Below are 25,550 nucleotides of genomic sequence, written 5' to 3'. Positions count from 1 at the left end.
CCGCTCAGTCGCAGGTCTCGAACGCGTAGGCGTCGTCCTCGGGAGTGACGAGGTCGCGGTCGCGGAGCACCATGGAATCCGGAGAGCTGTCGTCGGCGCACATCTCGGCGAAGGGGCGCGGGAGCTCGTCGGCGTACTCGATGTCGATCACATGGTCGGCGTAGACAGCGGTGTAGGCGCTGCACTCTTCATAGGCCGCGCACTCCTCGGCGACCGCGAAGTCGAAACCGGCCCGCTCATGGAGCAGCGCCGCATCCTCGGCGGCGTTCTTCTGTCCGGCGGCGAGCCCCACGGCGTGCGCGGCGTCGACGAGCAGGGCGGCGAGGGCCAGGTTGTCCTCGAGCGAGAGGGATCCACCCGACCGCGAGTACGAGTCGAGATTGTCGAACTCGACCGCGTCGAAGCCGGCATCCGCGCAGCCCTCGATCCAGGGGATCACCGTGTCGGCGATCTTCTCCCGGTGTGCCGCGCTCGAGGTGTCGATGAGTGCCTCGTCGGGCCAGTCCGGATCGAAGATGACCTCGCCGTCGCGCTGCAGCAGCAGCTCACGGGGCCAGGCATCGAGTTCACCGGGCTGCGTCTGGAAGCCGTTGACGTAGCAGATCGAGTACACGCCGGGTGCGGGTTCCGCGCCCCGGTCGCGCCCCACGATGCCGACCTCGGGCGAAGGGTCGTAGGCGCCACCGAGCTGGTAGTCGGGCACGGCGCCCGAGGACGGGAGGACGATGGCCGACGATGGAAGGGCCGTCGATGCTGCGGAGCACGCCGTGAGGAGGAGCGCCCCGACGCCGGTCAGGACCGCGCGCCCCCCACGAGCGAGTCTTCGATTCGACATGGTCAATGCGGGGTGGGACCGGTCGCCGCCGCGTCGACCGGTGCCGGCGCGGCCGGATTGCGACGGATGCCGACCCACGACACCACGCCGCCGATCACGAGCAGCATCGCTGTGAACCACGCGGCGTTGTGGAAGCCGTCGAGGTCGAGCGTGCCGCCGACGATGGTCGACAGCATGGCCACGACGAGCAGACCGGCGACGCGGGAGACGGCGTTGTTCACGGCCGAGGCGATGCCCGAGTGGTTCTCGTCGATCGCCCCCAGGATCGCGGCCGTCAGCGGGGCGACGGTGAGGGAGAGTCCGAGACCCATCACGATCATGGCCGGCAGCACCTGCCACCAGTAGTCGAAGTCGGTGGAGACGAGAAGCAGCATCAGGGCGCCGACGGCCATGAGCAGCGGCCCGACCGTCATGAAGACACGCGGTCCCCATCGGCCAGCCCACTGACCTGCGCGCGAGCTGACGAGGATCATCAGGACCGTCATGGGAAGGCTCGCCAGGCCCGCGGCGGTCGCGCTGAGCCCCGCGCCCTGCTGCAGGTAGACGCCGACCACGAAGCCGTTGAGCGACAGCGCGGCGTACACGAAGAACGTGGCGAGGTTGCCCCAGCCGAAGTCGCGCACGCGGAACAGCCACAGGGGCATGAGGGGCGACGCCGAGCGCTGCTGGCGCCACAGGAACCCCGCGAACAGGGCGGCGCCGGCCACCGCGGGGATCCAGATCGCGGGCGACTGCCATCCCAGGTTCGGCTGCTCGATGAGCGCGAAGACCACGGCGCCGAGACCGATCGCGCACAGCGCCCCGCTCCACCAGTCGACGGTGATGCCGCGGGGGTGCTCGGGCAGGCGCAGGCGGGAGAGCAGCAGGAGCGTGATCCCGATCGGGATGACGTTGATGAGGAACACGAAGCGCCAGGAGAGGTAGTCGACGAAGAGACCGCCCAGCAGCGGACCGACCAGCTGCGCACCGGTGGTGAAGGCGGTCCAGACTCCGATGGCCCGCGACTGCACGTCGGCGCGCATGGTGGCCGTGATCAGGGCGAGCGAGCTCGGCACCAGCAGCGCCCCCGCGGCTCCCTGGGCGGCGCGGGCGATGATCAGTGTGAGCGGATCGAACGCTGCGGCGACCGCGATGGAGGCGCCGCCGAAGGCGATCAGTCCGATCCGCATCACGAGCACACGGCCGTAGGCGTCCGACACCGAACCGGCGAGCAGGATCAGAGCGCTCAGAGTGATGAGATACGCGTCGACGACCCACTGCTGGGTGGTGATGCCGCCGCCGAGCTCACGACTGATCGCGGGCAGCGCGACGTTCACGACCGTGCCGTCGAGGAAGGTCACGAATGACGCGAGCACCGCGATGGAGATGACGAGCCGCTGGAGCGGGGCGAAGGATGCCACAGGCCGACACTACCCCCGGCAGCCGACGTCGGGGCGGTTTGGCCAGGTTGATCAGGGCTTCGGCGCGGGCACGCGCGGAGCTGCCGGCGTGGAGGCGGGGAACGGGGCCGGTGTCCCCGCGCGCAGGAGCTCGGCGAGTGCGGGCGCTCCACCATCGTGGACGACGCGGCGTTGCCGGTCGGCGCCGGTGCCGAGCGTGCGCAGGCGCTCGAAGCCCTCCCGCACCCGATCCTCATCACCGAGTTCCCGGAGGGCGGGGGCGATCGACGCCCGCATCCGGTCGGCCACGGTCCAGGCATCCTCGATCTCGCCCGTCGTCGGATCGATCAGGCGCGCACCCATGCCTCTGCGGGCCGCCGTCCACAGCGAGGCGTCGATGCCGTCCACTCCGATGTCGGCGAGGGGCTGATCGTCGGTGAGCACGATCGCTCGGGAGAGGAGCGCGGCGAACACCGCGTCCTCGGCCGTCAGCTGCGCATCGAAGACCCTCACCTCGACGGTGGGGTAGCGCTCCGAGATCCGTGCCGACCATGACAGCGATGCCGCATCGGCGAGGGCTCCGACGTCGACGAGGCGCTGCACACCTGCCCGGTACTCGTCGTAGTCGCGGAACCGCGGCGGCGCCCAAGACGAGGGCAGGCGACGGATCAGGATGCTGCGCCAGCTGGCGAAGGCGGAATCCCGTCCGTTCACGAAGGGGCTGTTGCCGGTGAGTGCCAGCAGCACGGGGAGCCAGCCGCGCACGCGATCGAGCGCGCGGACCCTGCCCTCGTCGTCGGCGACCTCGACGTGCACGTGCAGCCCGTTGACCTCGTGATCGCGTGTGAGGTGTCCGAGCTGCTCGGCCACCTCGTCGTAGTGGGGCGAGGGCGACACAGTGGAGGAGCGGGTCGTCGCGAACGGCGTGCCGCTACCGGCGGCGATCGCGTGCTGCTCCCGGGCATGCCGGCCGATGAGCCCGCGCAGGTGCATCAGCTGCGCCTCGGCATCCACCGCGGTCGCGACCGGCTCGGTCAGGCACTCGATCTGCGAGGTCAGATACTCCGTGGTGACCTCTCCGCCCGTTCGCAGGCGCGTGATGCGCTCGCGGGTGCCGGAGGCGAGGGCCACGGGCACCAGCGAATGCTCATCGAGGAAGAGGAACTCCTCCTCGATGCCGAAGCGCGACATCGGCGGCCTCAGTGATTCCTGAGCGCGGAGATCAACTCGGACTTCCGCTTGCCGCTGTAGCCGGTCAGCCCCAGCTCCTTCGCGCGCGCACGCAGCTGGGGAACGGTCCAGTCCTCGTAGTCGCCGTGCTCGCCGCCGCGACGTCCCACAGCACTGCGCCCTTCCTTCGCCGCGGCATTCGAGATGCGCGCGGCCTTCTCCTTGGAGGCCCCGTCTTTCCTGAGCTCTTCGTACAGCTCCGGATCCTTCAGCGCGTTGTCGCGTCTTCCTGGCATGTTCCCATCTCCTTCGCGCACTCGGAGGGCGGAAGTCAACCCCCTCGGACAGAACTCCCACCGCGGCTAGCGTGGGGGCACCACAGTCGGGCGTTCGCGCCTGCCGAAAGAAGGGAAAGACCGATGAACATCCTCCTGATCATCGTCATCGTCATCGCAGTGATTCTTGCGATCACCGGAGGACTGGTGCAGTCGCTCCAGTTCCTCCTGTGGGTCGGGCTCGTCCTCCTCGCGATCGCCGTGATCGCCTGGTTGATCCGAGCGATCAGCGGCAGCCGCAAGGTCTGACGACACCACACGTCTGACCCATCGAGGTGAGGCCCGCCCTTCGGCGGACCTCACCTCTTCGGTGTGTGGGGCGTCTTACTTCTCGAACGCGTCCCGGACGCTGTCGCCGGCCTTGCCCGCGGCGTCCTTCACGTTCTCGCCGGCCTGCTTGGCGGAGGCCTTGACCTGATCCGCCTTGCCCTCGGCTTCGAGCTTCTCGTTGTCGGTGAGCTTTCCGACGCCTTCCTTGACCTTTCCGGCGGCCTTCTCGGCGGCGTTCTTGATGTCGTCTGCGGCACTCATGTGCGGCTCCTCTCGTAGGCGGATCGATTGCCTCCGACACTCTCACTCCTTCGGAGAAGCGGCCACGGGATTGACAATCCGCCCGCACCATGACACTGGTCGGCGACCATCGACTCGTGCCCCGCGAAGGACTAGCCTGGCGCCAGGCGGGTGGTCCTGCCCGCGGACCTCGACCAAGGAAGCGGTGTGCGATGGACTCGATGATGATGGGTGCCATGTCGAAGAGCATGGAGTCGATGCCCGACATGCAGATGATGGACATGTCCATCATGCAGGCGTGCATGGATGGGTGCGCCGCGTGCGAACAGGCCTGCACGGTGTGCTCGACGCAGATGATGGACTGCTCTCCCGCCTGCATGAACTGTGCCGACATGGCAGGCACCATGATGCGGTCGATGATGCGGATGCAGGGGATGACCCCGGCGTCGATGATGGCGATGCTCAACGCCTGCATCGCGATGTGCAAGACGTGCATGGACGCGTGTGCGCGGCATGCCGACGAGAGCGACGTGTGTCGGATGTGCGCTCAGGCATGCCAGGCCTGCATGGACGCCTGCTCGGCCATGAAGGACATGCTGATGGCGAGCGCCTGAACCGCAGGCGGGCTCAGGAAGAACGATCAGACGGCGGCGACGTTGAACTGCGTGCCGCCGACGGCGAGCACTCCGTAGCGCGCGTGCAGCGCGACGGGGGTGCCGGGGGCGGCCTCGAGGGCGGCACCGGCGCCGTTCCACAGCGCATGCGCTTCACCCTCGAGCGTGCGCACCACGAGGTCTCCGGAGGTGGCGTCGGCGGACTCGACGAGGGCGTCGATCCACCCGGCGGGCGTCGCCGAGGCGATGCGTGCCTGGATGAGGTGCAGAGCATGGCCGGGGGCGAAGGAGGAGCACCGGCCGCCGTGGCTGCACATGCACGCCGCACGCTCACGCACCGGGAGGGGCGAAAGGCGGTTCAGCGGCGTGGACACGGTGGTCTCCTTCTGGTCGGACGTTCCGGAAAGACTAAGACGCCCTTCGCGCTGCGCCCAGGCGGGCCGACACGGACGGAAACAAACGGGTGTAGGCTCGCCGGGTGCTGTCGTCGATGAGCGCCCTCGGGGCGCAGAGCGGAGCTGCAGGCGCTTCCCGCGCCGCAGGCAGAGGCTGAGGACCCACCGGAGGCGGAACCCCCGTCCCCGGTGTCGCGACGTACCCGGCCTCCGTGTCCGGGATCCTTCCTCTCATCGACCCGCCTTCGCGGCGACCACTCCGAAAGCACCACTCCCATGCGTCCCATCGACGAGCGCGGCATCCGCGCCTCCTTCCTCAACGCCTCCCGCAAAGAGGTCTCCGACCTGACCCTTCCGCCCGGATTCGCCGAGATCGACTTCGATCGGCTCGACTTCCTCGGGTGGGCCGACCCGAAGATGCCCCGCCGGGCCTACGTCGTCACCTGGATCGATGACGCCCCGGTCGGTGTCTTCCTGCAGCGCGCCGAGCAGCGCGTGATCGCCAGAGCGCAGTGCTCGTGGTGCGAAGACGTGACGCTCCGCAACGACGTGCAGTTGTACGTGGCGCACAAGGCCGGACCGGCCGGGCGCAAGGGCGACAGCGTGGGTGTGCTCACCTGTGCCGAGTTCGGCTGCAACCACAACGTGCGGGTCCTGCCGCCGCTGGCCTACCAGGGCTTCGACCGCGAGTTCGCGCGCGACCTGCGCATCCTGCGACTGCAGGAGCACGTGGCGGGCTTCCTCGCCGAGGTCGCGGGGCAGGCGGGCTAGACGATCCGGGCGCGCACGTGCGCCCAGGCGGGTGCTGTCAGCGCCGCCGACCGGCGGGCGAACTCGTCGAAGCTGTCACGACCGGGCCAATCGGTCGGCAGCATCGAGGGGGGAAGCCCCGGGTCGGTGTACGGCAGCACCCGCCAGCGGTCGATCAGCTGCACGTATGCGGCGAACGGCGCCGCTGGCAGGTCTGCGAGCGACGCCTGGAAGGCGAGGTGCTCGTCGCGCAGCGCATCCAGATCCCACCACTGCGCCGCAGCGTCGACGAGGCTGCCGGCGGGAACGGGGGCGGATGCCGGGAACAGCGTCGCCCAGGGGCGCGCATCGAGTTCGTCGAGGATCTGCACCACCTCGTCCTGAAGGTGGCCCGGGCAGATCCACAGGGCGGGCGACACGACTCCCGCACCGATCCACTGCAGTCGTCGACGCAGCTGATGGCGCACGCTCCTGGCGCTCTCGGGGATCGAGAACGAGACCAGGCACCACGTGTCGGCATCCGTCATCTCGCGCATCTCGAAGATGCGCCGATCGCCGCGTTCGAGCATCGGGATCGCTGCCGGGTTCAGCCGGTAGCCGATCTGCTTCTCGCGGGCGGCGAGCAGCAGGCCCTTCTGCTTGAGGCGAGCGACACCGGTGCGCGCCGGGGCCGGTTCGATGCCGAGGTCGCCGGCGAGGGCGACCAGGTCGGCGGCGGAGATCCATCCGCCGAGCGGGCGCAGGAAGACGCCGATGAACGTCCGCAGCAATGATGCGGTGCTGCCGGGGCGCGCATCGATGTCGTCGAGGACGGGCGCGGCGGCACGGTCAGAAGTCACCGGACTCCAAGGCGTCGCGCACCGCGAGCACACCGGTGATGGTCTCGACGTGCGAGGTGCTCAGCGGAGAGAGTCCGAGGCGGATGCCGTCGGGGAATCGGAAGTCCGGGATGATGCCGTCCGCCCACAGGCGACGTGTGACGTCGCGGAAGTCCGGATGCCCGATCGTCACGTGGCCGCCTCGCAGCTCGGCACCGCGGGGGCTGAGCAGTCGCACACCGAGAGGGGCGAGCACCTCGTCGTAGGCACGCACGGCGAGATCGGTCAACGACTGCGACTTGACCCGCACGCCCTCGATCGTCGAGTGCTCGATGAGGTCGAGCATCCCCTGCATCGCGAGCATCGACGTCACCGGGGGCGTGCCGCTGAGCAGCTGGCGGATGTCGCCGGACGGTACGTACTCCGGCCCCATCGCGAAGATGTCGGCCGCGCTCCACCAGCCCTGGATCGGCTGGCGCAGCACACCCTGCAGTCCGTGTCGGAGGTAGGCGAAGGCGGGGGAGCCCGGCCCGCCGTTCAAGTACTTGTAGGTGCAGCCGACAGCCATGTCGACACCCCACTCGTCGAGCTGCATCGGCACGACGCCGGCCGAGTGGCACAGGTCCCACATCATCAAGGCGCCGGCCTCGCGCACCTTCGCGGTGATACCCGGCATGTCGGCCAGGGCTCCCGAGCGATAGTCGACATGGCTCAGCGACACCAGGGCGGTGCGTGCGGAGACGACGGCCTCGACATCGGCGACGGTCACCCCGTGCACCGGGTCGGGTTCGATCCACCGCAGCGTCATCCCCGTCTCGGCGGCCACGCCCTCGGCGAGGAACCGGTCGGTGGGGAAGTTGCCCGCCTCGATCACGAGTTCGGTGCGGTCCGGGTCGGCCGACGCGGCGGCGCGCATGAGCTTGTAGATCAGCACGCTGGTCGAATCGGCCACGACGGTCTGGCCGGGGGCGGCGCCGAGAGCGACCCGTCCGATGCGGTCGCCCAGCTCCATCGGCAGCGCCATCCACTGCTCGTCCCACGAGCGGATCAGCCGCGTTCCCCAGTCGTCCCGCACGAAGGCGGCGATCTTCTCGGGGACATCGCGCAGGGGACGCCCGAGCGAGTTGCCGTCGAGGTACGCGGTGACGCCGGGAGCCTCGGCGAACGCATCGAGGTGGGCGCGCAGCGGGTCGGCCGCATCGAGAGCGCGGGCGAGGTCGAGGAGCGAGGAGTCGGGCGTCATGGTCATGTCACACCTTCAGGTCTGCGGGGGTGAGGGGGCGGGCGTCGAGCGGATCGGCGCTCGACGGGGTTCCGCCCGGGATGAGGAGGAGAGCGGAGTGGGGTTCGCGCGGGTCCACGGGGGCGAGAGCCTGCAGCAGGGCGGCATCGTCGAGTCCTGCCTCGCGGAGAGCGGCGACCTCGTGCGGGTTCAGGTCGACCGGCATCGGTCCGTTGCCCAGGTCGGTCCCGTAGAGCACGCTGCCGCCTGCGGTGCGGAAGCGGCGCACGTTGTCGATCGCGATCGCACGCTCGGGGTCGTCGTGGATCGCCAGGGTCGAGATCCAGGAGGCGTCAGCCGCCTGGCGCGCGATCTCGTCGTCGTCGAGGCGCTCCGTGAACGGGGCATGGGCGAGACGCGCCGCGCCGAGAAGGACGACGCGCTGCGCTTCGCCTGCACCCTCGGCGTGCGCGACGACGAGGAGGCCGCGGTCGGCGGCGAGTCCGACGATCCGGCCGAAGAGGGCGTCGGTGAAGACAGGCCCTGCGGTGCTGTTGCTGGTGACCTTGATGCAGGAGGCGCCGGCATCCGCCATCTCCGCCACGGCTTCGACGGCGGCATCCACGTCGGCGACCTCACGCACCGAACCGTGCGGCGCCCAGTCACGGTCGGAGGGATAACCTCCCGGAGCGGTCAGGAAAGCGCCGGCGAAGTCGATCTCTACCGCCTGCCGCGTTCGTATCTCAGGAGCATGAGCGCCGGCCGGGCCGGAGTCGCCCGTGGCGGACCGGTCGGAGGGCGTTCCTCCTGAGTTGTGCACGGCGAGCCGGCGCAGCACTTCGGGGTTTCCGCCCAGGTCGACCACGCGGCCGAGACGGGAGCCCGCCAACAGACTGTGATCCACCAGCTGGAGGTGCACGTGGTGGTCGGTGAATCCGCCCACGATCACCCCATCGAGCCGGGGAGCTCCCGGGGCGGACACCGCATCGCGCAGCCGCAGGTGCCCATCGACGAGCTCGACGGCGCCCTCGCGCCATTCGACTCCGTCGAAGAACGTCGCGGCGTGCATCAGCTGCCGATCTCGGTGCGCACGGTGTAGAGCTCGGGGAAGAAGGTCAGATCCAGCGCGCGCTGCAGGAAGCCGACGCCGCTGGAGCCGCCGGTGCCGACCTTCATGCCGATCGTGCGCGCGACGGTCTTGAGGTGTCGGAAGCGCCAGAACTGGAAGTTGTCCTCGAGGTCGACCAGGTCTTCGCACGCCTCGTACAGATCCCAGTACCGGCTCGGATCCTGGTAGATCTCGCGGATCGCGGGCACCAGCTCCGGGGTCTCCCGGTAGGGCACGCGCACATCGCGCTGGAGGATCGAGCTCGGGATCGGCAGTCCGCGGCGGGCGGCGAAGCGCAGGAACTCGTCGTAGAGCGTCGGCTTCTCCCACTCGGCGGTGAGCAGAGCGAGGTTGGCGGGGTGGTCGGCGAAGACGCTCAGCATCTTCTCGTTCTTGTTGCCGAGGGCGAACTCCACCGCGCGGTACTGCACCGACTGGAAGCCCGAAGAGTTGCCCAGCGCCCCGCGGAACTGCGCGTACTCGGTGGGGGTGAGGGTCGCGAGCACGGACCACTGCTGGGTCATCACGTCTTGGATGCGCTTGACCCTGGCGATGCGCTTCAGCGCCTCGCGGAGGTCGTCGCGGGCGAGCAGCTCACGCGCCGAGGACAGCTCATGCAGCAGTTGCTTGAGCCACAGCTCGGTGGTCTGGTGCTGGATGATGAACAGCATCTCGTCGTGGTGCTGCGGTTCGCTCACCGGATGCTGCGCGGTGAGCAGCTGGTCCAGCGCCAGGTAGGAGCCGTACGTCATCCGGCCGGAGAGGTCGGTGACGATGCCGGATTCCAGGGCGCGTTCGTTCTCGGTGTGCATGCGCCGAATATATCACTTTCGTGGCGAGCGTCACAGGAGTGATATGTTCCGCATCGAGGTCTCTCAGAGCGCGGGGGTGCGCGGGGGCGGCGTGCGACGCGTGCCACGGCCGCCTGTCGCTTCGAACGCCGCCGCGAGGCGCAGCAGTCGCGTGTCATCGTGCGCCCGCCCCGCGAAGGTGAGGCCGATCGGCATACCGATGTCGCTCATCACCCCCATAGGGACGGTGACCGTCGGGATGCCGAGGTGGCGCACGGCGAGGTTGCCGTTCGCGATCCAGACGCCGTTGCGCCAGCCGCGGTCGGCGGATTCGGGGTTCACGTCCATATCGGCCGGCCCCACATCCGCGACCGCCGGGAAGACCACGGCATCCAGCCGCAGCACATCCATCCACACCTCCAGGTCACGACGACGGGTCTCCTCCAGGCCGCGCAGGCCGTCTTCGAGTTCGGGCATGTCCGTGAAGGAGGCATCGGGGTGGCGGCGCACCCAGTCCGGATACTCGGCGATGTCGTCGTCGAAGCCCGTGTAGCGGTCGGGGAGTGCGCCCTGGGGGTGGGGGAAGATCGTGGCGCCGTCGACGTCGACGAGCGAGTGTAGAGCGGGGTCGGCGTTCGCCTGCAGGAAGTCCTCCCACGCCCACGCCGAGAGATCGACGATCTCGCGGTGCAGGTACTCCGGCGACACCAGGCCGCGGGTCGCGATGGTGTGCGCCCCCGGACGGTCGCCCTCGTAGTTCGACACGACGGGGAAATCGACCTCGATCACGGTCGCTCCGGCAGCGGTGAGGTCGCGGCGGGCGGCCTCCCAGCGCTCGATGATGCTGGCCCGCGTCTCGATGCGCCGGCCGGTGGGCCCGCCGATGCCCGGGTTCTCGGCCGTGCCGGCATCCGGGTCCGCATTGATGTACATCCGGGGGATCCCGATACGCGCGCCGACGAGCGCGAGGGGGCCGCCTGTCGCGAGTGCCGGATACGATTCCGGTCGCACCGTCGATGCCGCAGGCAGTGCCACCCACTGCTGCGCGCGCCAGAAGTCGCCACGGATCTCGGCGTCGTCGGCGACGATGACCTCGAGCACCTCGAGCAGGTCGGCCATCGAGCGGGTGTGCGGCACAACGACGTCCATGGTCGGCACGAGCGGCCAGTTGCCGCGGGTCGAGATCACCCCGCGCGAGGGGGTGTAGGCGCACAGCGCGTTGTTGGTCGCCGGGCCACGGCCGCTCGACCAGGTCTCCTCGCCGAGGCCGAAGGCGGCGAAGCTCGCCGCCGTCGCCGTGCCGGAGCCGTTCGACGAGCCGGAGGCGAAGGGTGCTGTGAGGAAGTCCGCGTTGTACGGGCTCTCGGCGCGACCGTAGAGGCCGCGCTGCATGCCGCCGTTCGCCATCGGGGGCATGTTCGTCAGCCCGAGGCAGATGGCGCCGCCCGCGCGCAGCCGCTCGATCGTGAAGGCATCGCGCTGGGCCACGAGACCTGCGAAAGCCGGACTCCCCGCGGCGGCGGTGAGGCCGCGCACGAGGTAGCTGTCCTTCGCGGTGTACGGGATGCCGTCGAGCGGCCCGAGCGTCTCCCCGCGGGCGCGACGCGCGTCGGAAGCCGCGGCCTCACTACGCGCGTCGGGATTGGCGACGACGACCGCGTTCAGGGCGGTCTCGGAGTCGGGGGCGTCGAAGGCGGAGATGCGCGCGAGGTAGGCGTCGACCAGCTCGACGGCGGTCGTCTCTGCGGCATCGAGGGCGCGCCGCAGGTCGGCGATGGACGCCTCGACGACGTCGAACATCAGCGGCGTCCGTCGAGGGCGGGCTGCTGCTGGGTGATGCAGTGGATGCCGCCGCCGCGGTCGAACAGTGGGCGCGCATCGACCGTGACGACCCGGCGTCCGGGGTAGGCATCGGAGAGGATCTCGCGTGCTGCGGCATCGGCCTTCTCGTCGCCGAAGCCGCAGGCCACCACGCCGTCATTCGTCACGAGGTGGTTGACGTAGCTCCAGTCGACAGGGCCCTCGTCGTCCGAGAGCGTCGAGGGAGCGGGCAGCCCGATCACCTCGAAGCGGCGGCCGGCGGCGTCCGTCTGCTCCGCGAGCAGGCTGCGCAGCTCGCGAGTGACGGCGTGGTCGGGGTGGTCGGGGTTCTGCTGATCGTGCAGCAGCAGTCGCCCCGGCGAGACGATGGTGGCGACGATGTCGACGTGGCCGTTGGTGCCGAAGTCGTCGTAGTCGCGAGTGAGCCCGCGGGGGAGCCAGATCGCCGTGGTCGCGCCGATCGTGCGGGCCATCTCGGCCTCGATCCGCTGCTTGTCGGCGTAGGGGTTGCGCCGGGGGTCGAGCTGCACGGTCTCGGTGAGGAGCACGGTGCCCTCGCCGTCGACGTGGATGCCGCCGCCCTCGTTCACGAGCGTGGAGCTCACGAGCTCGGCGCCGACGGCGTCCGCCACGATGCGTGCGTGCTGTGCGGCCTTGCGCCACTCGGCCCATTCCGGAGCGCCCCAGCCGTTGAAGATCCAGTCGACCGCGCCGAGCACGCCGGGACGCTCGTCGTCGACCACGAAGGTCGGCCCCGAATCGCGCATCCAGAACTCATCCACGGGCGCGATCTCGATCTCGATGCTGCTGCTGAGCATGCGCCGGGCCCTGGCGACCTCGCTCGGGTCGACCAGCATCGTCACGGGCTCGAACTCGGCGACGGCGTGGGCGACGGCGGTCCAGGTGGCGTAGCCCTCCTCGCGGGCGGCGTCGGTGTCACCGAGGGTCTCGCCCTCCGCGGGGAACGCCATCCAGGTGCGCTCGTGACGTGCGGTCTCGGTGGGCATGCGCCAGCTCATCGTGATCTCCTCGCTGCTGCCGGTTCGTCTATTGAACATGCGATCAACAGGTGTTACGGTAACCCCTGATGAAGACCACGTCAACAGGTGCGTCCACTCGGCGGATGTCGCCGGAGGAGCGCGATCAGTCGATCCTCGACGGTGCGATCGGCCTTGCCCGCGAGAGCGGACTGGAGAGCCTCACCGTCCGTGCGGTCGCGTCTCGCGTCGGAGTCACCCCGGCGCTCGTGGCGCACTACCGGCCGGGCATGGACACCTTCGTCGCCGACGTCTTCGGGCTGATCGTGGCGGCCGAGCGCGAAGAGGTGATCGCCGCGTTCGAGGACACCGATGACCTGCGCGACGGCCTGCTGCGACTCATCGAGACGCTCCTCGACGCCGACCGCGACGACGTCACCCTCATCTGGGTGCAGGCCTGGGCACTCGGAGCCCGAAACGACGCGCTCGCCGCGCGCGTGCGGCAGGAGATGGACGGGTGGCAGAGTGCGCTCGAGCAGATCTTCGCCCGTGCCGCTGCGGCCGGAGCCATCGCCGCCGGCCGTGCCGACACCGCAGCCTGGTTGCTGCTCGCGATGGTCGACGGCATGAACGCGCACTCCCTGGTGAAGTGGGCGCCCCGCGACCGTGCCGACCTCGCCAGACGGGCGCTCACCGCGGTGCTCGACAGCGCGACGCCCGAGGCTGCCGGCTCGCCCGCCATCGCCTCCCGACCCACTGACCCCCGCCCCACGGACTCCCGATCCGATGACAAGTAAAGGAACGCCCATGGATGCTGTGCGCATGCACGCGGCCTCGCCCGAATCGACCGCGATCGTCGACGCCGTGCTCGACTATTCGCGCCGCCGCATGCTCGCCTCCGACGTGCCGCTGGACAAGCCCCAGTCCGAGGCGGAGCTGAACCGTCTGGTCGGGCCCACGATCACCGACGCGGGACTCGGCGCCGCGCGAGCCCTCAGCGTGTTCGAGCACGTCCTCGCACCGGCCTGCCTGACCACGAGCCACCCGCTGTACCTGTCGTTCATCCCGACAGCGCCGACCATGGCCGCGATCGCCTTCGACCTGGTCGTTTCCGCGTCGGGGCTGTACGGCGGAAGTTGGCTCGAGGGTGCGGGAGCCGTGCACGCCGAGAACGAGGTGCTGTCGTGGCTGGCGAGCGAGTTCGGGCTGCCAGAGACCGCGGGCGGGGTGTTCGTGCAGGGCGGCACGATCGGGAACCTGTCGGCGCTGGTCGCGGCACGCGAGGCCGCGAAGGCCCGGCTGATCGCCGAAGGCAAAGAGCTGCCCACCCGGTGGAAGATCGTGTGCAGCGTCGAGGCGCACTCCTCCAACAAGTCGGCCGCGAAGATCATGGACGTCGACGTGCTGCTGGTCCCGGCCGGCGACGACGGCGTGCTCCGCGCCGATGGCGTGCGCGAGGCCCTCGTCGAGCACGGCGACGAGATCTGCGCGGTGGTCGCCACCGGCGGGTCGACCAACTTCGGCATCGTCGACGACATCAAGGCAATCGCGGCCCTCAAGGACGAGTTCGACTTCTGGCTGCACATCGACGGCGCCTACGGCCTCACCGCCATGCTGGCACCGGAGGCGCGACACATCTTCGAGGGTGTCGACCGCGCCGACTCGGTCATCGTCGATCCGCACAAGTGGCTCTTCGCGCCGTTCGACTGCTGCGCGCTGATCTACCGCGATCCCGACAGCGGACGACGGGCGCACACGCAGCACGCCGAGTACCTCGACATCCTGACCGAGGTCGACGAGTTCAGCCCCTCGGACTACTCGATCCAGCTCACGCGCCGCCCGCGAGGCCTGCCGATGTGGTTCTCGGTCGCGACGTACGGCGTCACCGCCTACCGTGATGCCGTGAGTGCGGGACTCGCGCTGACCCGGCGCATCGCCGACGAGATCGCCCGTCGCCCCGAGCTGCGACTCGTGCGCGATCCGCAGTTGTCGATCGTCGTGTTCGAGCGGGAAGGGTGGGAGCGCGCTGACTACGACCGGTGGTCGGCGGCGCTGCTCGATTCGCAGCGCGCGTTCGTGGTGCCGAGCTCGCACGCCGGGCGCCCGAACACGCGATTCGCGATCCTGAACCCGCTCACCACGTTCGAAGACCTCGTCGGCATCCTCGACACGATGAAGTGACCTCGCCGCCGCCGGTGCGCGCGCCGGTGGGGCCATGGTCGCGCCTGTTGCGGTTCAGCCGGCCATCCCGGCGGTGAGTCGACGCAGGCCGTATTCGAAGGCGCGGTCGACGTCGCCACCGAGGCGGAACGCTCCGGACAGCTCCATCTGCAGGAACCCGGTCGCCCAGGCGGTGAACAGGCGGGCAGCGTCCAGCGCGTCCTCTTCGCCGACCAGGGCGGATGCTGCGCGGATCAGCGGAGCGGCCGAGCGCTCGAGGGCATCGTGTGGAGCGGCGATCGTGAACATGAGGCGGAAGCCCTCGGGGTGCTCCTGCGCGAAGCCGCGATAGGCGTGCGCGAGCGCACCGATGTCGTCGCCCGCAGCTTCGAGCCGCGCGGTGAGAGCGTCGATCGACGCGGTGGCGACGGCGGCGTGCAGGGCGTCCCGATCCCGCACCCGCTTGTAGAGCGAGGGGGCGCGGACGCCCACCCGATCCGCGACCGCCTGCATCGTGAGGCCTGAGGGACCGGCGATCTCGAGGATCTCCCGCCCCGCCGCGACGATCTCCTCCGTGGACGTGCGTTCGGGTGTCGGCATCGGATCCTCCTCGATGGCTATTGACAATAGCCATCATAGCTACGTAACGTAGCCATCGCAATCATCCCGAGAGGATCCGTCATGAAGCTCGCACCCCGCCTGCACCGCCTGGGCAACGACATCGTCGCCTCGTACCTCATCGACCTGCCGGAGGGGATCACCCTGATCGATGCGGGCCTTCCGGGGCATTGGCGCGACCTCCAGCGCGAGCTCGAACTGATCGGTCGTCCGCTGTCCGACATCCGCGGCCTCGTCCTGACCCACGGCGACGGCGATCACATCGGCTTCGCCGAGCGGCTGCGCACCGAGGCGGGGGTGCCCGTGTACATCCACACGGCCGACGCGCATCGAGTCCGCACCGGAGAGAAGCCCAAGACCGCGATGGGACCGGCGAAGATCGGGCCCACGCTCGGTTTCTTCGCCTACGGCCTGCGCAAGAACGCCCTGCGCACACCGCACGTGTCCGTCGTCACGGAAGTCGCCGACGGCGACGTGCTCGATCTGCCCGGCGCTCCGGTCGTCATCGGGCTTCCCGGCCACTCGCCGGGGAGCATCGCGGTGCACGTGCCGGTCGTCGACGCGGTGTTCGTCGGCGATGCGCTGACCACCCGGCACGTGCTGACGGGCCGGACCGGGGCTCAGCCCGCGCCGTTCACCGACGAGCCGGAGCGGGCGCTCGCCTCCCTCGACACGCTGGCGGGAGTCTCGGCATCGTGGGTGCTTCCCGGCCACGGGGCGCCCTGGCACGGCTCTCCGGCCGACATCGCCGCCGCGGTGCGGGCATCGGCCTGACGCTCGCGGTCAGGGGGTGCCGAGGACGGTCGCGGTGTCACTGACGATGATCTGCGGGGGATACAGCCCCATCACCTGCAGGGCGGCCGCATGGTTCTCGGCGGTCGACCCGGCGCAGGCATCGGCCGCGATCGTGACGTGAGCGCCGGCGTCGGCGGCGGCCAGTGCCGTCGAGATCACGCAGCAGTCGGTCGAGACCCCGGCGAGCACGAGGCGCCCTCCGCGTCCGACGACCGTCTCGAGCTCAGGGCCCCACTTGCCGAACGTCGGCAGGTCGATGCTCGGATGCGGGGAGAGGCCGGCGGCTTCGGGCACCAGGGCGAACAGCGGGTCGCTCGGCGGCTGGTCGGCGAACGGCCATGCCGCGAAGTAGTCGCCCCACGAGGTGGACCGATCGGCCGTCGGCATCCAGCGGGTGACGAGCACACGGTCGCCGAACGCGTCCGCGAGGGCACGGATGCGCGGCATCGCCTCGCCGAAGAACGGCGACCCCCACGCGGAATCCGGCGCGGCGAAGATCGCCTGCGGATCGATCACCACGAGCCAGGTGTCCCCGGTCGCCGGAGCGCTCACACCGCCTCCTGGCGCCGGATCTTCGCGGCCCTGGCGAAGTAGGTCACGAGGAACGACAGCACCAGCGCGAAGAACACCCCGAGGTTCGCGTACGCCCAGTCGCCGTCCGCGCCGCCGACCAGGAACAACAGGTAGCCCTGCCAGTTGTTCCACGGCGCGTCCTCGGCGAAGCCGTTGAGCACCAGGCCCCAGCCGATCACGCTCGTCACGACCAGGGTGCCGATCGAGGTCCAGTCCCACGCGCCGTAGCGACCGTTCTGATCGAACAGGGCCTCGTCGTCGTAGTCCTTCTTCCGGCGCAGGATGTCGGCGATCAGAATGCCGGCCCACGAGGCGAGCGGCACACCGAGCGTGATCAGGAAGCTCTGGAACGGACCGAGGAAATCGGTGGCGAAGAACACCACGAAGACGGTGCCGATCGTGAGGATCACGCCGTCGATCGCCGCGGCCGACGGGCGGGGGATGCGGATGCCGAGGCTGAGCAGCGTCAACCCGGAGGAGTAGATGCCCAGCACTGCGCCCGAGACGAGCGCGAGCACGGCGGTGAGCAGGAAGGGCACGAGCACCCACGTCGGCAGGATGGAGGCGAGCGCGCCGATCGGATCCACAGCGATCGCGTTCATGAGATCTTCGTCGGATCCGCCCAGCAGCAGACCGAACACCACGAGGATCACGGGTGCCACCGATCCGCCGATCGTGTTCCAGGCGACGATCGCTCCGTCGGATGCCGTGCGCTTCTGGTAGCGCGACCAGTCGGCGGCGATGTTGATCCAGCCGAGGCCGAATCCGGTCATCACCATCACGAGCGCCCCGATCACCTGGCCGATGCCGCCGTCGGGTCGGGCCAGCACCGCGGCGATGTCGATCGCCGGTGCGGCGAGGATGATGTAGAGCACGGTCACGACGCCGGTGATCCAGGTGAGCACCGACTGCAGCTTCATGATCGTGTGATAGCCGAGCACGGATGCCGTGACGATCAGTGCGGCGACGATCGCCGTCGCGACGATCTTGAGCCACACGCTGTCGCCGTCGCCTCCGAGCTGCGTGATCACGGTCGCGGTGGCGAGCACGGCCAGGATCGCGAGGAACGTCTCCCACCCGATCGAGGTCAGCCACGAGACGATGCCCGGCACCTTCTGGCCCTGCACGCCGAAGGCCGCGCGCGAGAGCACCATGGTGGGCGCCGAGCCGCGCTTGCCGGCGATGGCGATGAGCCCGCAGAGCAGGAACGACACCACGATGCCGATGACCGAGACGATGGTGGCCTGCCAGAACGAGATGCCGAAGCCGAGCACGAACGACCCGTACGACATGCCGAACACCGACACGTTCGCGGCGAACCACGGCCAGAAGAGGTCGCGAGGCTTCGCGGTGCGCTCGGACTCGGGGATGATCTCGATGCCCGCACGCTCGATGAGGGCCGGCTTGATGTCGGTCATCCTCACATCCTGGCACTGCCGGGGGGCGGCCGGGTGGCTTTCGTGAGGGGGGTGGTTCCGCCGCCGGGGTCAGCCGGCGAAGAACGACTGCGCCGTGCGGGCCAGATCGTGAAGGTCGCTGACCCCGGCGAGCTCTCGTGCGGAGTGCATCGACAGGATCGGGATGCCCACATCGACCGTGCGGATGCCGAGGCGGGTCGCCGTGATCGGGCCGATCGTCGAGCCGCACGGCACGCTGTTGTTCGACACGAACTCCTGCGTCGCGACGCCGGCGCGCTCGCACCAGGTCCGCCACGACGCCGTGCCGATCGCATCCGTCGCGTAGCGCTGGTTGGCATTGATCTTGAGGATCGGGCCGGAGCCGAGCACCGGCTGCACCACGGGATCATGCTTGGCGGCGTAGTTGGGGTGCACCGAGTGGCCGACGTCGCTCGACAGGCACCACGACGAGGCATAGGCCTGACGCCGTGCGGATCCGTCGGCGCCGAGTCCCGCGTACAGGCGCTCGAGCACGTCTTCGAGGAAGGGGCCCGCGGCGCCCGAGCGCGATTCCGAGCCGAGCTCCTCGTGGTCGAAGGCGGCGAGTACGGCGATCGGCGCTCCGGCTGCCGGTTCCTGCGCCTCGAGGGCGACCACACCGGCGTGCACCGAGGCGAGATCGTCGAGGCGGCCCGAGGCGAAGAACGCGCTGTCCTTGCCGAAGACCGCTCCGCGTGCGGAGTCTGCGACGACCACGTCGTAGCCACGGATCTCGGACGCGGAGAGGTCCGCAGACGCGGCGAGTTCGGCGAGGATGTCGGCGTCCGTCGCCTCTCCCAGTCCCCACACCGGCTGCGTCTCGGTCTGCTTGTCGAGGGCCAGGCCGTTGTTCACGCCGCGGTCGAGGTGGATCGCCAGCTGCGGCAGTCGCAGCAGCGGACCGGTGTCCGCCAGCACGACACGGCCGTCCGCCAGAGCCAGTCGCCCGGCGAGGCGCAACTCGCGGTCGAGCCACGAGTTCAGCAGCGGGCCGCCGTACACCTCGACGGCGGCCTGCAGCCAGCCGCGCGAACCGGTGGTCGGCTGGGGCTTGAGCTTGAAGCCGGGGGAGTCGGTGTGCGCACCGAAGATCTGCACGGGTGTGGTCGCCACGGCATCCGCTGGCACGACCCAGGCGATCGCCGCACCGTCGCGCACGACCACGTACCGACCACCGGCCGGCGTCGGCCAGGCATCCTCTTCGCGCAGCCGCGTGAACCCTGCAGCTGCCAGCCGTCGAGCGACCTCCTCCGCCGCGTGGTAGCTCGAGGGCGACGCGGCGACGAAGTCGGCGAGATCCTCGGCGTGGGCGAGGGCTGCGGGGGTGACGGGCATGTCGTGACCTTCCTGAAGAGCGCGGTCCTTCGAGCGTAGTCGCGGTCTCCGTTCGGCAACGGCGCTATCGTTTTCGCGCCCGCCCGGGTTAGCCTTCCACTGGGGGAGACGCCGGTTCGGGGTCTCCGGTATCCGGGGAGAAGCTTTCACATGCGTGCGAACACACGTCTGTCCATCCGTCGCGCCGTCGCGGGGGCCACATCGGCACTGCTGCTGGCGGCAGGCCTCACGGTCGTGACCGAAGCGGTCGCACCGACACCGGCCTCGGCCGCGCAGGACCCGACGAGCTGTCAGGGAACGGTGGCGCTGGTCAACGGCGGTTTCGAGGCACCGGTGCTGCCGAACGCGTCGGTATCGCTGACGTCGGCCCCACTGGTTCCCGGGTGGTCGACCACCGACAGCCTGAACCAGATCGAGCTCTGGAGCAGCGGCTTCAACGGCGTCACCGCCGCCGCGGGTCGGCAGTTCGCCGAGCTCAACGCCAACTCTCCGAGCCGGCTCTTTCAGGATGTCGCGACGACCCCGGGGCAGACGCTCTCCTGGTCGCTGAAGCACCGAGGCCGCAGCGGGACCGATGTGATGCGCGTCGTGATCGGCTCGCCCACCGGCACTCTCGTGCAGAACGGCCCCAACCTCTCCGACGGGAACACGGCCTGGGGCTCCCACAGCGGCACCTACACCGTGCCCGCAGGGCAGACCGTGACGCGCTTCGGCTTCCAGGCGGTCAGCTCGGCGGGGGGCGTCGCCTCCGTCGGCAACTTCCTCGACGACATCACCTTCGGAACCGGGCCGTGCCTGATCACGACCAAGTCGGTGACCAACCTCACGCGCGGGGGCACCACCGCGGAGGTGGGAGACACGCTGCGCTACACCGTCACGACGAACAACGGCGGCGGCAACCCCGCCCTGCAGTCGGTGTCGTCCGACGTGCTCGCCGCCGGGATCGACTTCGTGCCCGGCTCCCTCAAGATCATCAGCGGTGCGGGCACCGGCACACTCACCGATGCCACCGGCGACGACCGGGGCTCGTACACCTCGGGCAATCGCACGGTGCAGGTGCGTCTCGGCACCGGCGGCACCGCCACCGCCGGTGGATCCATCGGCGTGGGCGCGAGCACCAGCTACACCTTCGACGCCAAGGTCAACCTCTCGGCCGCGGCGAGCACCATCGTCAACGAGGCGCGGGTCGCCTTCCGCGACGACGTCGTGGGCCAGGACCGCACCTCTGTCAGCCCGGAGACCCAGACGCCTGTGGGTGCGGCGGCGGATCTCGCCATCACCAAGTCGCTCGACACCGATCCGCTCGTCGCCGGACAGCCGGTCACGTTCTCGATCGGTGCGACGAACAACGGGCCGCAGACGGCGACCGGGGTGACCGTGACAGACCCGATCCCCGCCGGCGTCACGAACGTCTCCGCCACCTCTCCCGGCGCGACCTGCACGGTCGCGGCGGCGGTCAGCTGCGCCGTCCCCGACATGGCAGTCGGTCAGAGCGTGCAGATCCAGGTGACGGGCACGCTCTCGCCGTCGAGCGATCCCGGAGCCTCGCTGTCGAACACGGCCACCGTCTCCGGCACCCGCACCGACCCGGACCTCGGCAACAACACCGCGAGCGTCATCGGCACGCTGACGACGGCGACCGACGTATCGATCATCAAGACGTTCTCCCCGTCGAACCCGGTCGCCGGTCAGAACGTGACCTACACCCTGTCCGTGTCCAACGCCGGGCCGTCCGAGGCGCGCAACGTCGTGATCTCCGACCCCCTCGACCCCGAGTCGACCTTCATCGGCGCCACTTCCGAACAGGGAGCATGCACGGTGGACGCCTCGGTCCTCACATGTCAGATCGGAACGCTCGCGCCCGGGGCCTCTGTCGAGACCACCGTGGTGGTGCAGGTCGCCGCCGGTGCCACAGCCGTCCTCCAGAACACGGCGACGGTGACGACGAGCACGACCGACACGAACCCCGCGAACAACGTGTCGTCGACCAGCTTCGAGCCCGAGATCATCGCCGACATGTCCGTCGTCAAGACGGCCTCCGCGGCCCAGGTCTCGGCGGGCGACGCGATCGACTTCACCCTCGCGGTGCGCAACCTCGGTTCCTCGGACGCCGTCAACGTCGTGCTCGCCGACACCATGCCGGACGGCTTCTCCGTGACCGGAGTGGATGCTCCTCCGGGCGCGACGTGCACGTCCACCGCGAGCTCGATCACGTGCAACTGGGCCTCGTTCCTCGTCGGAGGGCCGTCGAACGTCGTCGTGCACGCCGTCGTCGCCGCGGACGCTCCCATCGGCACCGTGACGAACACCGCGGCGGTGGCAGCCCCCGCCGATGACCGGGACACCACGAACAACGCCAGCTCCGTCGACGTCGAGGTCGTCCAGAGCGCCGACCTGAGCATCGTCAAGACGGCTCCGGCGACCGGCGAGCCCGGCAGTGCCTTCACCTACACGCTCACGGTCGCGAACGGCGGTCCATCCGTCGCCCGTGGCGCTTCGCTCACCGATACCCTGCCGGCCGGTTTCCTGGATGCCGCCGTCAACGGCTCCGGGTGCTCGATCGTCGGCGGAACCGTCGGGTGCGAACTCGGCGACATCGCCCCTGGTGGCTCGGTGGTCGTCCAGGTCACCGGCACCTGGAGCACGACGGCCACCGGGGTCGTCTCGAACACGGCGACGACCACATCGGCGACCCCCGACCCGAACACCGGCGACAACACCTCGACCGTCGACGTCACGCTCGCGCCGAACGCCGACGTGCGCGTCGTCAAGACGACCTCGACCCCGTCTGTCCCGCTCGGCGGAACGGCCACGTTCGAGGTGACCGTGACGAACGAGGGCCCGTCAGCCGCCTCCGGCGTCGTGCTGAACGAGCTCATGCCCGCGGGCTTCATGCTCACTGGAGCCACGCCGTCGATCGGCACCTGGTCGATGGAGGATGCGCGCTGGACGGTGGGGACGCTGCTTCCCGGAGAATCGGCGTCGATCACCGTGACCGCGACCGTCCACGTGGAGGGGCAGCTGGTCAACACGGCCGTCGCGTCCTCGCAGACGCCGGATCCCGACACGTCGAACAACACCGGCACGGCGACGGTGACCGTCACGCCGTCCGCCGACCTCGCGATCGTGAAGACGATCTCGGCGAACCCTGCTCCGCTCAACGGCGCCGTGACCTACACGATCGCCGTGACCAACAACGGACCGAGCGTCGCCTCCGCCGTCGTCGTGTCGGATGCGCTCCCCGTCGAACTGCTGAACCCATCGACCGCCACCGCCGGGTGCACCGTCACAGGATCACAGCTCCAGTGCACGCAGCCGACGCTCGCCGTCGATGCCACCTTCACGGTGACCGTGACCGGTACGGTCGACCCGTCGACCTCGGGCACGACGCTGTCGAACACCGCGACGGTCACCTCGAGCACGCCCGATCCCGACCCGAGCGACAACACCTCGACCGTGACGGTCCCCGTCTCGGGTGCGCCGCAGGTCGAGCTCGTCAAGAGCGCGGGCATCCCGACCGACACCAACGGGGATGCGCGCATCGGTGCCGGCGACACGGTCGCCTACACCTTCACGATCCGCAACACCGGTGATGTCACGCTCACCAGCGCGGCCATCACCGATCCGCTCCTCGGCGGCGCTGTGACCTGTGCGGCATTCTCCGCTCCGCTGCTGCCCGGCGGCTCGGTCACGTGTGCGCCGGTGTCGTACACGCTCACGCAGGCGGACGCGGACGCCGGAACGGTGCGCAACACCGCGTCGGTGACCGCGGAGTCCGCCCAGGGGCCCGCGACCGACGATGCCGAGGCGAACGTCACCATCGCGGCGACCAACAGCATCAGCCTCGCCAAGGTCCCCTCGACCGTGGTCGATGTGGACGGCGACACGGCCGTCGGCGCCGGTGACACCGTGGACTACACGTTCACCGTGACGAACAACGGAACCACGACGCTGCGCGATGCCGTGATCACCGACGCGATGCTCGGCGGAACCGTCACGTGCCCCGAGCTGAGCGCAGTCGCACTCGCACCGGGGCAGTCGGTGTCGTGCACGCCGATCACCTACACGCTCACCCAGGAGGACGTCGACGGCGGCCAGGTGCACAACGAGGCCTCCGTCACCGCGAACGCCCCGATCGGCACGGTGACCGACACCGCGCAGGCCGACGTCGACATCACCGGCACGGCCACGATCGAGCTGCTCAAGAACGTCGGGCGCGTGCTCGACGTCAACGGCGACGGTTTCATCGGCGCGGGTGACACCGTCGACTACACCTTCTCGGTGCGTAACCGCGGCACCACGACGCTCAGCGACGTGGTGATCTCCGACCCGTTGCTGGGTGCCGGCACGCTGTGCACGGTCGGCACCCTCGCCGTGGGCGCAGCGGCCGACTGCGGTCCGCTCACGTATACGCTGACGCAGGCCGACGTGGAGGCCGAGATCGTGCGCAACACGGCGACGACGACGGGGACGAGCCCGCTCGGATCTGTCGCCGATGACGCCTCGGCGGATGTCGTGATCACGGGCACGAGCGCCATCGAGCTCACCAAGACGGCCGGAGCGATCGTGCTCGGAGCCGACGGCAGGGTGGGCGCCGGAGACACGGTCGGCTACACGTTCGGGATCCGCAACGCGGGCACCACGGTGCTCCGTGACATCGTGCTCGACGATGCGCTCCTGGGCGGTGCGGTCGATTGCGCCGCGCTCGACGGCCTCGCGTTGAACCCGGGCGACGAGGTCACCTGCGGACCGGTCGACTACACGCTCACGCAGCAGAACGTCGACGACGGGACCGTGCACAACGTGGCCACCGTCGTGGGGCAGTCGCGCAACGGCAGCGCCGAGGACGAGGATGAGGTCGACGTCCCTGTCGTCGGCACCGACGACATCTCCCTGCTGAAGTCTGCCGCTGCCGTGGTCGACGCCAACGGCAACGGACGCACGGATGCCGGTGACACGATCGCCTACACGTTCACCGTGACGAACACGGGAACCACGACCCTCACGGGCATTTCCGTCAGCGACCCGCGCCTCGCCGGGGTCATCACCTGCGATGCGACCGAGATCGCCCCGGGGGAATCGACCGTCTGCTCGGCTGGATCGCCCGCGGTGCTCACGCAGGCGGAGATCGATGCCGGGGAGATCGAGAACACGGCGACCGCGACGGGCACCGGCACCTCGGAGATCCCGCCCGTGGCCACCGACACCGTGGTGACGCCGCTGGTGGCGCAGCCGGCCATCGCCCTGACCAAGACCGGCGGCGACTACGTCGACGTCGATCGCAACGGGAAGATGAACGCGGGGGACACGATCGCGTTCCGGTTCACCGTGACCAACACGGGAGCGGTGACCCTGACCGACGTGAAGATCGATGATCCGAAGCTGGGCGGCGCCCTCGATTGCGTGATCCCGGATCTCGCGCCCGGTGCGACCGCGGACTGCGGCCCGGTCACCTACCGCCTCACCACGGCCGACGTCGCGGCGAGCACGGTCGTGAATGTCGCCACAGCGAGCGGCATCGGTGGGACGGTGACGGTCACGGCAGCCGCGACCGTCACGGTCGACCTGAACGGGCTGGCGGCCACGGGTGGCGTGATCACCGGGATCGGGTGGGCGCTCGCACTGCTGGCGGTCGGAGCCCTGGTGCTGCTGATCGCCCGTGTGCGCCGTCGCGAGATCGAGGTCTGATCCCGCAACATCCGCACGAAGCGCCCCGCCCGATGATCGAGCGGGGCGCTTCGTCGTTTCCCCGGCGTTCATCCTGGCGCGGTAGGGTCGTCCCGATAGCGCCTAGGGTTCCGGGGTTCGCACCCGTCTGGTCCGAGCGGCGCCACGGCACTCCTCCGCAGGAGAGCCGTCATCTGACAGGACAAAAGCCCGGAGGACCCTGTTCGTCGCGCCGTGCGCC

23 protein-coding genes are annotated in these 25,550 nt (G+C 69.8%); 7 read left to right on the top strand and 16 right to left on the bottom strand.

The genetic code is table 11. From position 1 onward, the window contains the following. Positions 1–4: 4 nt before the first annotated feature. Genes D514_RS26445 through D514_RS26430 form a run of 4 tightly spaced genes read right to left on the bottom strand, consistent with a single transcriptional unit; the run spans position 5 to position 3,680 of the window. Positions 5–835, bottom strand: a complete 831-nt coding sequence (locus tag D514_RS26445; RefSeq protein ID WP_017829329.1) for an endo alpha-1,4 polygalactosaminidase — start codon at positions 833–835, stop codon at positions 5–7. 2 nt (positions 836–837) lie between these two features. After that, a complete protein-coding gene (locus tag D514_RS26440; protein ID WP_017829328.1) occupies positions 838–2,235 on the bottom strand; it encodes an MFS transporter in 1,398 nt (465 codons plus the stop codon). Positions 2,236–2,286: 51 nt separating this feature from the next. After that, positions 2,287–3,405, bottom strand: a complete 1,119-nt coding sequence (locus tag D514_RS26435; RefSeq protein WP_017829327.1) for a YbdK family carboxylate-amine ligase — start codon at positions 3,403–3,405, stop codon at positions 2,287–2,289. An 8-nt stretch (positions 3,406–3,413) separates the two neighbouring features. Next, positions 3,414–3,680: a Rho termination factor N-terminal domain-containing protein gene (locus D514_RS26430; RefSeq protein ID WP_017829326.1), complete on the bottom strand. Its 267-nt coding sequence runs from the start codon at positions 3,678–3,680 to the stop codon at positions 3,414–3,416. 123 nt (positions 3,681–3,803) lie between these two features. On the opposite strand from D514_RS26430, the gene D514_RS38920 reads away from it, so the two are divergent. Next, positions 3,804–3,968 carry a hypothetical protein gene (locus D514_RS38920; RefSeq protein WP_017829325.1) on the top strand — a complete coding sequence of 55 codons (165 nt, stop codon included), beginning with the start codon at positions 3,804–3,806 and terminating at the stop codon, positions 3,966–3,968. Positions 3,969–4,043: 75 nt separating this feature from the next. On the opposite strand, the gene D514_RS26425 is transcribed toward D514_RS38920, so the two are convergent. After that, the gene (locus D514_RS26425) at positions 4,044–4,250 is read right to left on the bottom strand and encodes a CsbD family protein (RefSeq protein ID WP_017829324.1); all 207 of its coding nucleotides are present in this window, start codon (positions 4,248–4,250) and stop codon (positions 4,044–4,046) included. Positions 4,251–4,465: 215 nt separating this feature from the next. Between D514_RS26425 and D514_RS26420 the strand changes: the two genes are divergently transcribed. Next, the gene (locus tag D514_RS26420) at positions 4,466–4,843 is read left to right on the top strand and encodes a hypothetical protein (protein WP_236610920.1); all 378 of its coding nucleotides are present in this window, start codon (positions 4,466–4,468) and stop codon (positions 4,841–4,843) included. 26 nt (positions 4,844–4,869) lie between these two features. Here the strand turns inward: D514_RS26420 and D514_RS26415 are convergent, their stop codons facing one another. Beyond that, positions 4,870–5,217: a hypothetical protein gene (locus D514_RS26415; RefSeq protein ID WP_017829322.1), complete on the bottom strand. Its 348-nt coding sequence runs from the start codon at positions 5,215–5,217 to the stop codon at positions 4,870–4,872. 297 nt (positions 5,218–5,514) lie between these two features. Here D514_RS26415 and D514_RS26410 point away from each other — a divergent pair, with 297 nt between their 5' ends. After that, positions 5,515–6,009: an FBP domain-containing protein gene (locus D514_RS26410; RefSeq protein WP_017829321.1), complete on the top strand. Its 495-nt coding sequence runs from the start codon at positions 5,515–5,517 to the stop codon at positions 6,007–6,009. Here the strand turns inward: D514_RS26410 and D514_RS26405 are convergent. From D514_RS26405 to D514_RS26380, 6 genes are all read right to left on the bottom strand, one after another. Beyond that, on the bottom strand, positions 6,006–6,827 hold the full coding sequence (locus D514_RS26405) for a PaaX family transcriptional regulator C-terminal domain-containing protein (protein ID WP_017829320.1): 822 nt from the start codon (positions 6,825–6,827) through the stop codon (positions 6,006–6,008). The genes D514_RS26410 and D514_RS26405 overlap by 4 nt on opposite strands. Further along, a complete protein-coding gene (locus tag D514_RS26400) occupies positions 6,817–8,055 on the bottom strand; it encodes a kynureninase (RefSeq protein WP_017829319.1) in 1,239 nt (412 codons plus the stop codon). The genes D514_RS26405 and D514_RS26400 overlap by 11 nt, the downstream gene beginning before the upstream one ends. Position 8,056: 1 nt before the next feature. Next, positions 8,057–9,097, bottom strand: a complete 1,041-nt coding sequence (locus D514_RS26395) for a hypothetical protein (protein ID WP_017829318.1) — start codon at positions 9,095–9,097, stop codon at positions 8,057–8,059. Beyond that, a complete protein-coding gene (locus D514_RS26390; RefSeq protein ID WP_017829317.1) occupies positions 9,097–9,948 on the bottom strand; it encodes a tryptophan 2,3-dioxygenase in 852 nt (283 codons plus the stop codon). The genes D514_RS26395 and D514_RS26390 overlap by 1 nt, the downstream gene beginning before the upstream one ends. Positions 9,949–10,011: 63 nt before the next feature. After that, positions 10,012–11,727: an amidase gene (locus D514_RS26385; protein WP_017829316.1), complete on the bottom strand. Its 1,716-nt coding sequence runs from the start codon at positions 11,725–11,727 to the stop codon at positions 10,012–10,014. Then, complete coding sequence (locus D514_RS26380; RefSeq protein ID WP_017829315.1) at positions 11,727–12,767, bottom strand: agmatine/peptidylarginine deiminase; 1,041 nt, start codon at positions 12,765–12,767, stop codon at positions 11,727–11,729. Before D514_RS26380 ends, D514_RS26385 begins: the two co-directional genes overlap by 1 nt. 68 nt (positions 12,768–12,835) lie before the next feature. Here D514_RS26380 and D514_RS26375 point away from each other — a divergent pair, with 68 nt between their 5' ends. Together D514_RS26375 and D514_RS26370 are read left to right on the top strand one after the other, a co-directional pair. Continuing rightward, positions 12,836–13,522 carry a TetR/AcrR family transcriptional regulator gene (locus D514_RS26375; protein WP_081603859.1) on the top strand — a complete coding sequence of 229 codons (687 nt, stop codon included), beginning with the start codon at positions 12,836–12,838 and terminating at the stop codon, positions 13,520–13,522. A 10-nt stretch (positions 13,523–13,532) separates the two neighbouring features. Continuing rightward, positions 13,533–14,906: a pyridoxal-dependent decarboxylase gene (locus D514_RS26370; RefSeq protein WP_017829313.1), complete on the top strand. Its 1,374-nt coding sequence runs from the start codon at positions 13,533–13,535 to the stop codon at positions 14,904–14,906. Between the two features lie 54 nt (positions 14,907–14,960). Here the strand turns inward: D514_RS26370 and D514_RS26365 are convergent, their stop codons facing one another. Further along, positions 14,961–15,485, bottom strand: a complete 525-nt coding sequence (locus tag D514_RS26365; RefSeq protein WP_017829312.1) for a TetR/AcrR family transcriptional regulator — start codon at positions 15,483–15,485, stop codon at positions 14,961–14,963. 81 nt (positions 15,486–15,566) lie between these two features. On the opposite strand from D514_RS26365, the gene D514_RS26360 reads away from it, so the two are divergent. After that, positions 15,567–16,277 carry an MBL fold metallo-hydrolase gene (locus D514_RS26360; protein ID WP_017829311.1) on the top strand — a complete coding sequence of 237 codons (711 nt, stop codon included), beginning with the start codon at positions 15,567–15,569 and terminating at the stop codon, positions 16,275–16,277. Positions 16,278–16,286: 9 nt separating this feature from the next. On the opposite strand, the gene D514_RS26355 is transcribed toward D514_RS26360, so the two are convergent. The 3 genes from D514_RS26355 to D514_RS26345 all read right to left on the bottom strand — a co-directional run bounded on the left by D514_RS26355 (position 16,287) and on the right by D514_RS26345 (position 19,642). Further along, the gene (locus D514_RS26355) at positions 16,287–16,850 is read right to left on the bottom strand and encodes a cysteine hydrolase family protein (RefSeq protein WP_017829310.1); all 564 of its coding nucleotides are present in this window, start codon (positions 16,848–16,850) and stop codon (positions 16,287–16,289) included. Further along, on the bottom strand, positions 16,847–18,289 hold the full coding sequence (locus D514_RS26350; RefSeq protein WP_017829309.1) for a cytosine permease: 1,443 nt from the start codon (positions 18,287–18,289) through the stop codon (positions 16,847–16,849). Before D514_RS26350 ends, D514_RS26355 begins: the two co-directional genes overlap by 4 nt. A 69-nt stretch (positions 18,290–18,358) precedes the next feature. Then, a complete protein-coding gene (locus D514_RS26345) occupies positions 18,359–19,642 on the bottom strand; it encodes a M18 family aminopeptidase (protein ID WP_017829308.1) in 1,284 nt (427 codons plus the stop codon). A 150-nt stretch (positions 19,643–19,792) separates the two neighbouring features. Between D514_RS26345 and D514_RS26340 the strand changes: the two genes are divergently transcribed. Further along, on the top strand, positions 19,793–25,330 hold the full coding sequence (locus tag D514_RS26340; protein ID WP_017829307.1) for a DUF11 domain-containing protein: 5,538 nt from the start codon (positions 19,793–19,795) through the stop codon (positions 25,328–25,330). Positions 25,331–25,550 lie beyond the last annotated feature (220 nt).

Source organism: Microbacterium sp. UCD-TDU, assembly GCF_000340625.1.
GTDB classification, from domain to species: domain Bacteria; phylum Actinomycetota; class Actinomycetes; order Actinomycetales; family Microbacteriaceae; genus Microbacterium; species Microbacterium maritypicum.
This window is presented reverse-complemented; position numbering and strand designations above follow the sequence as displayed.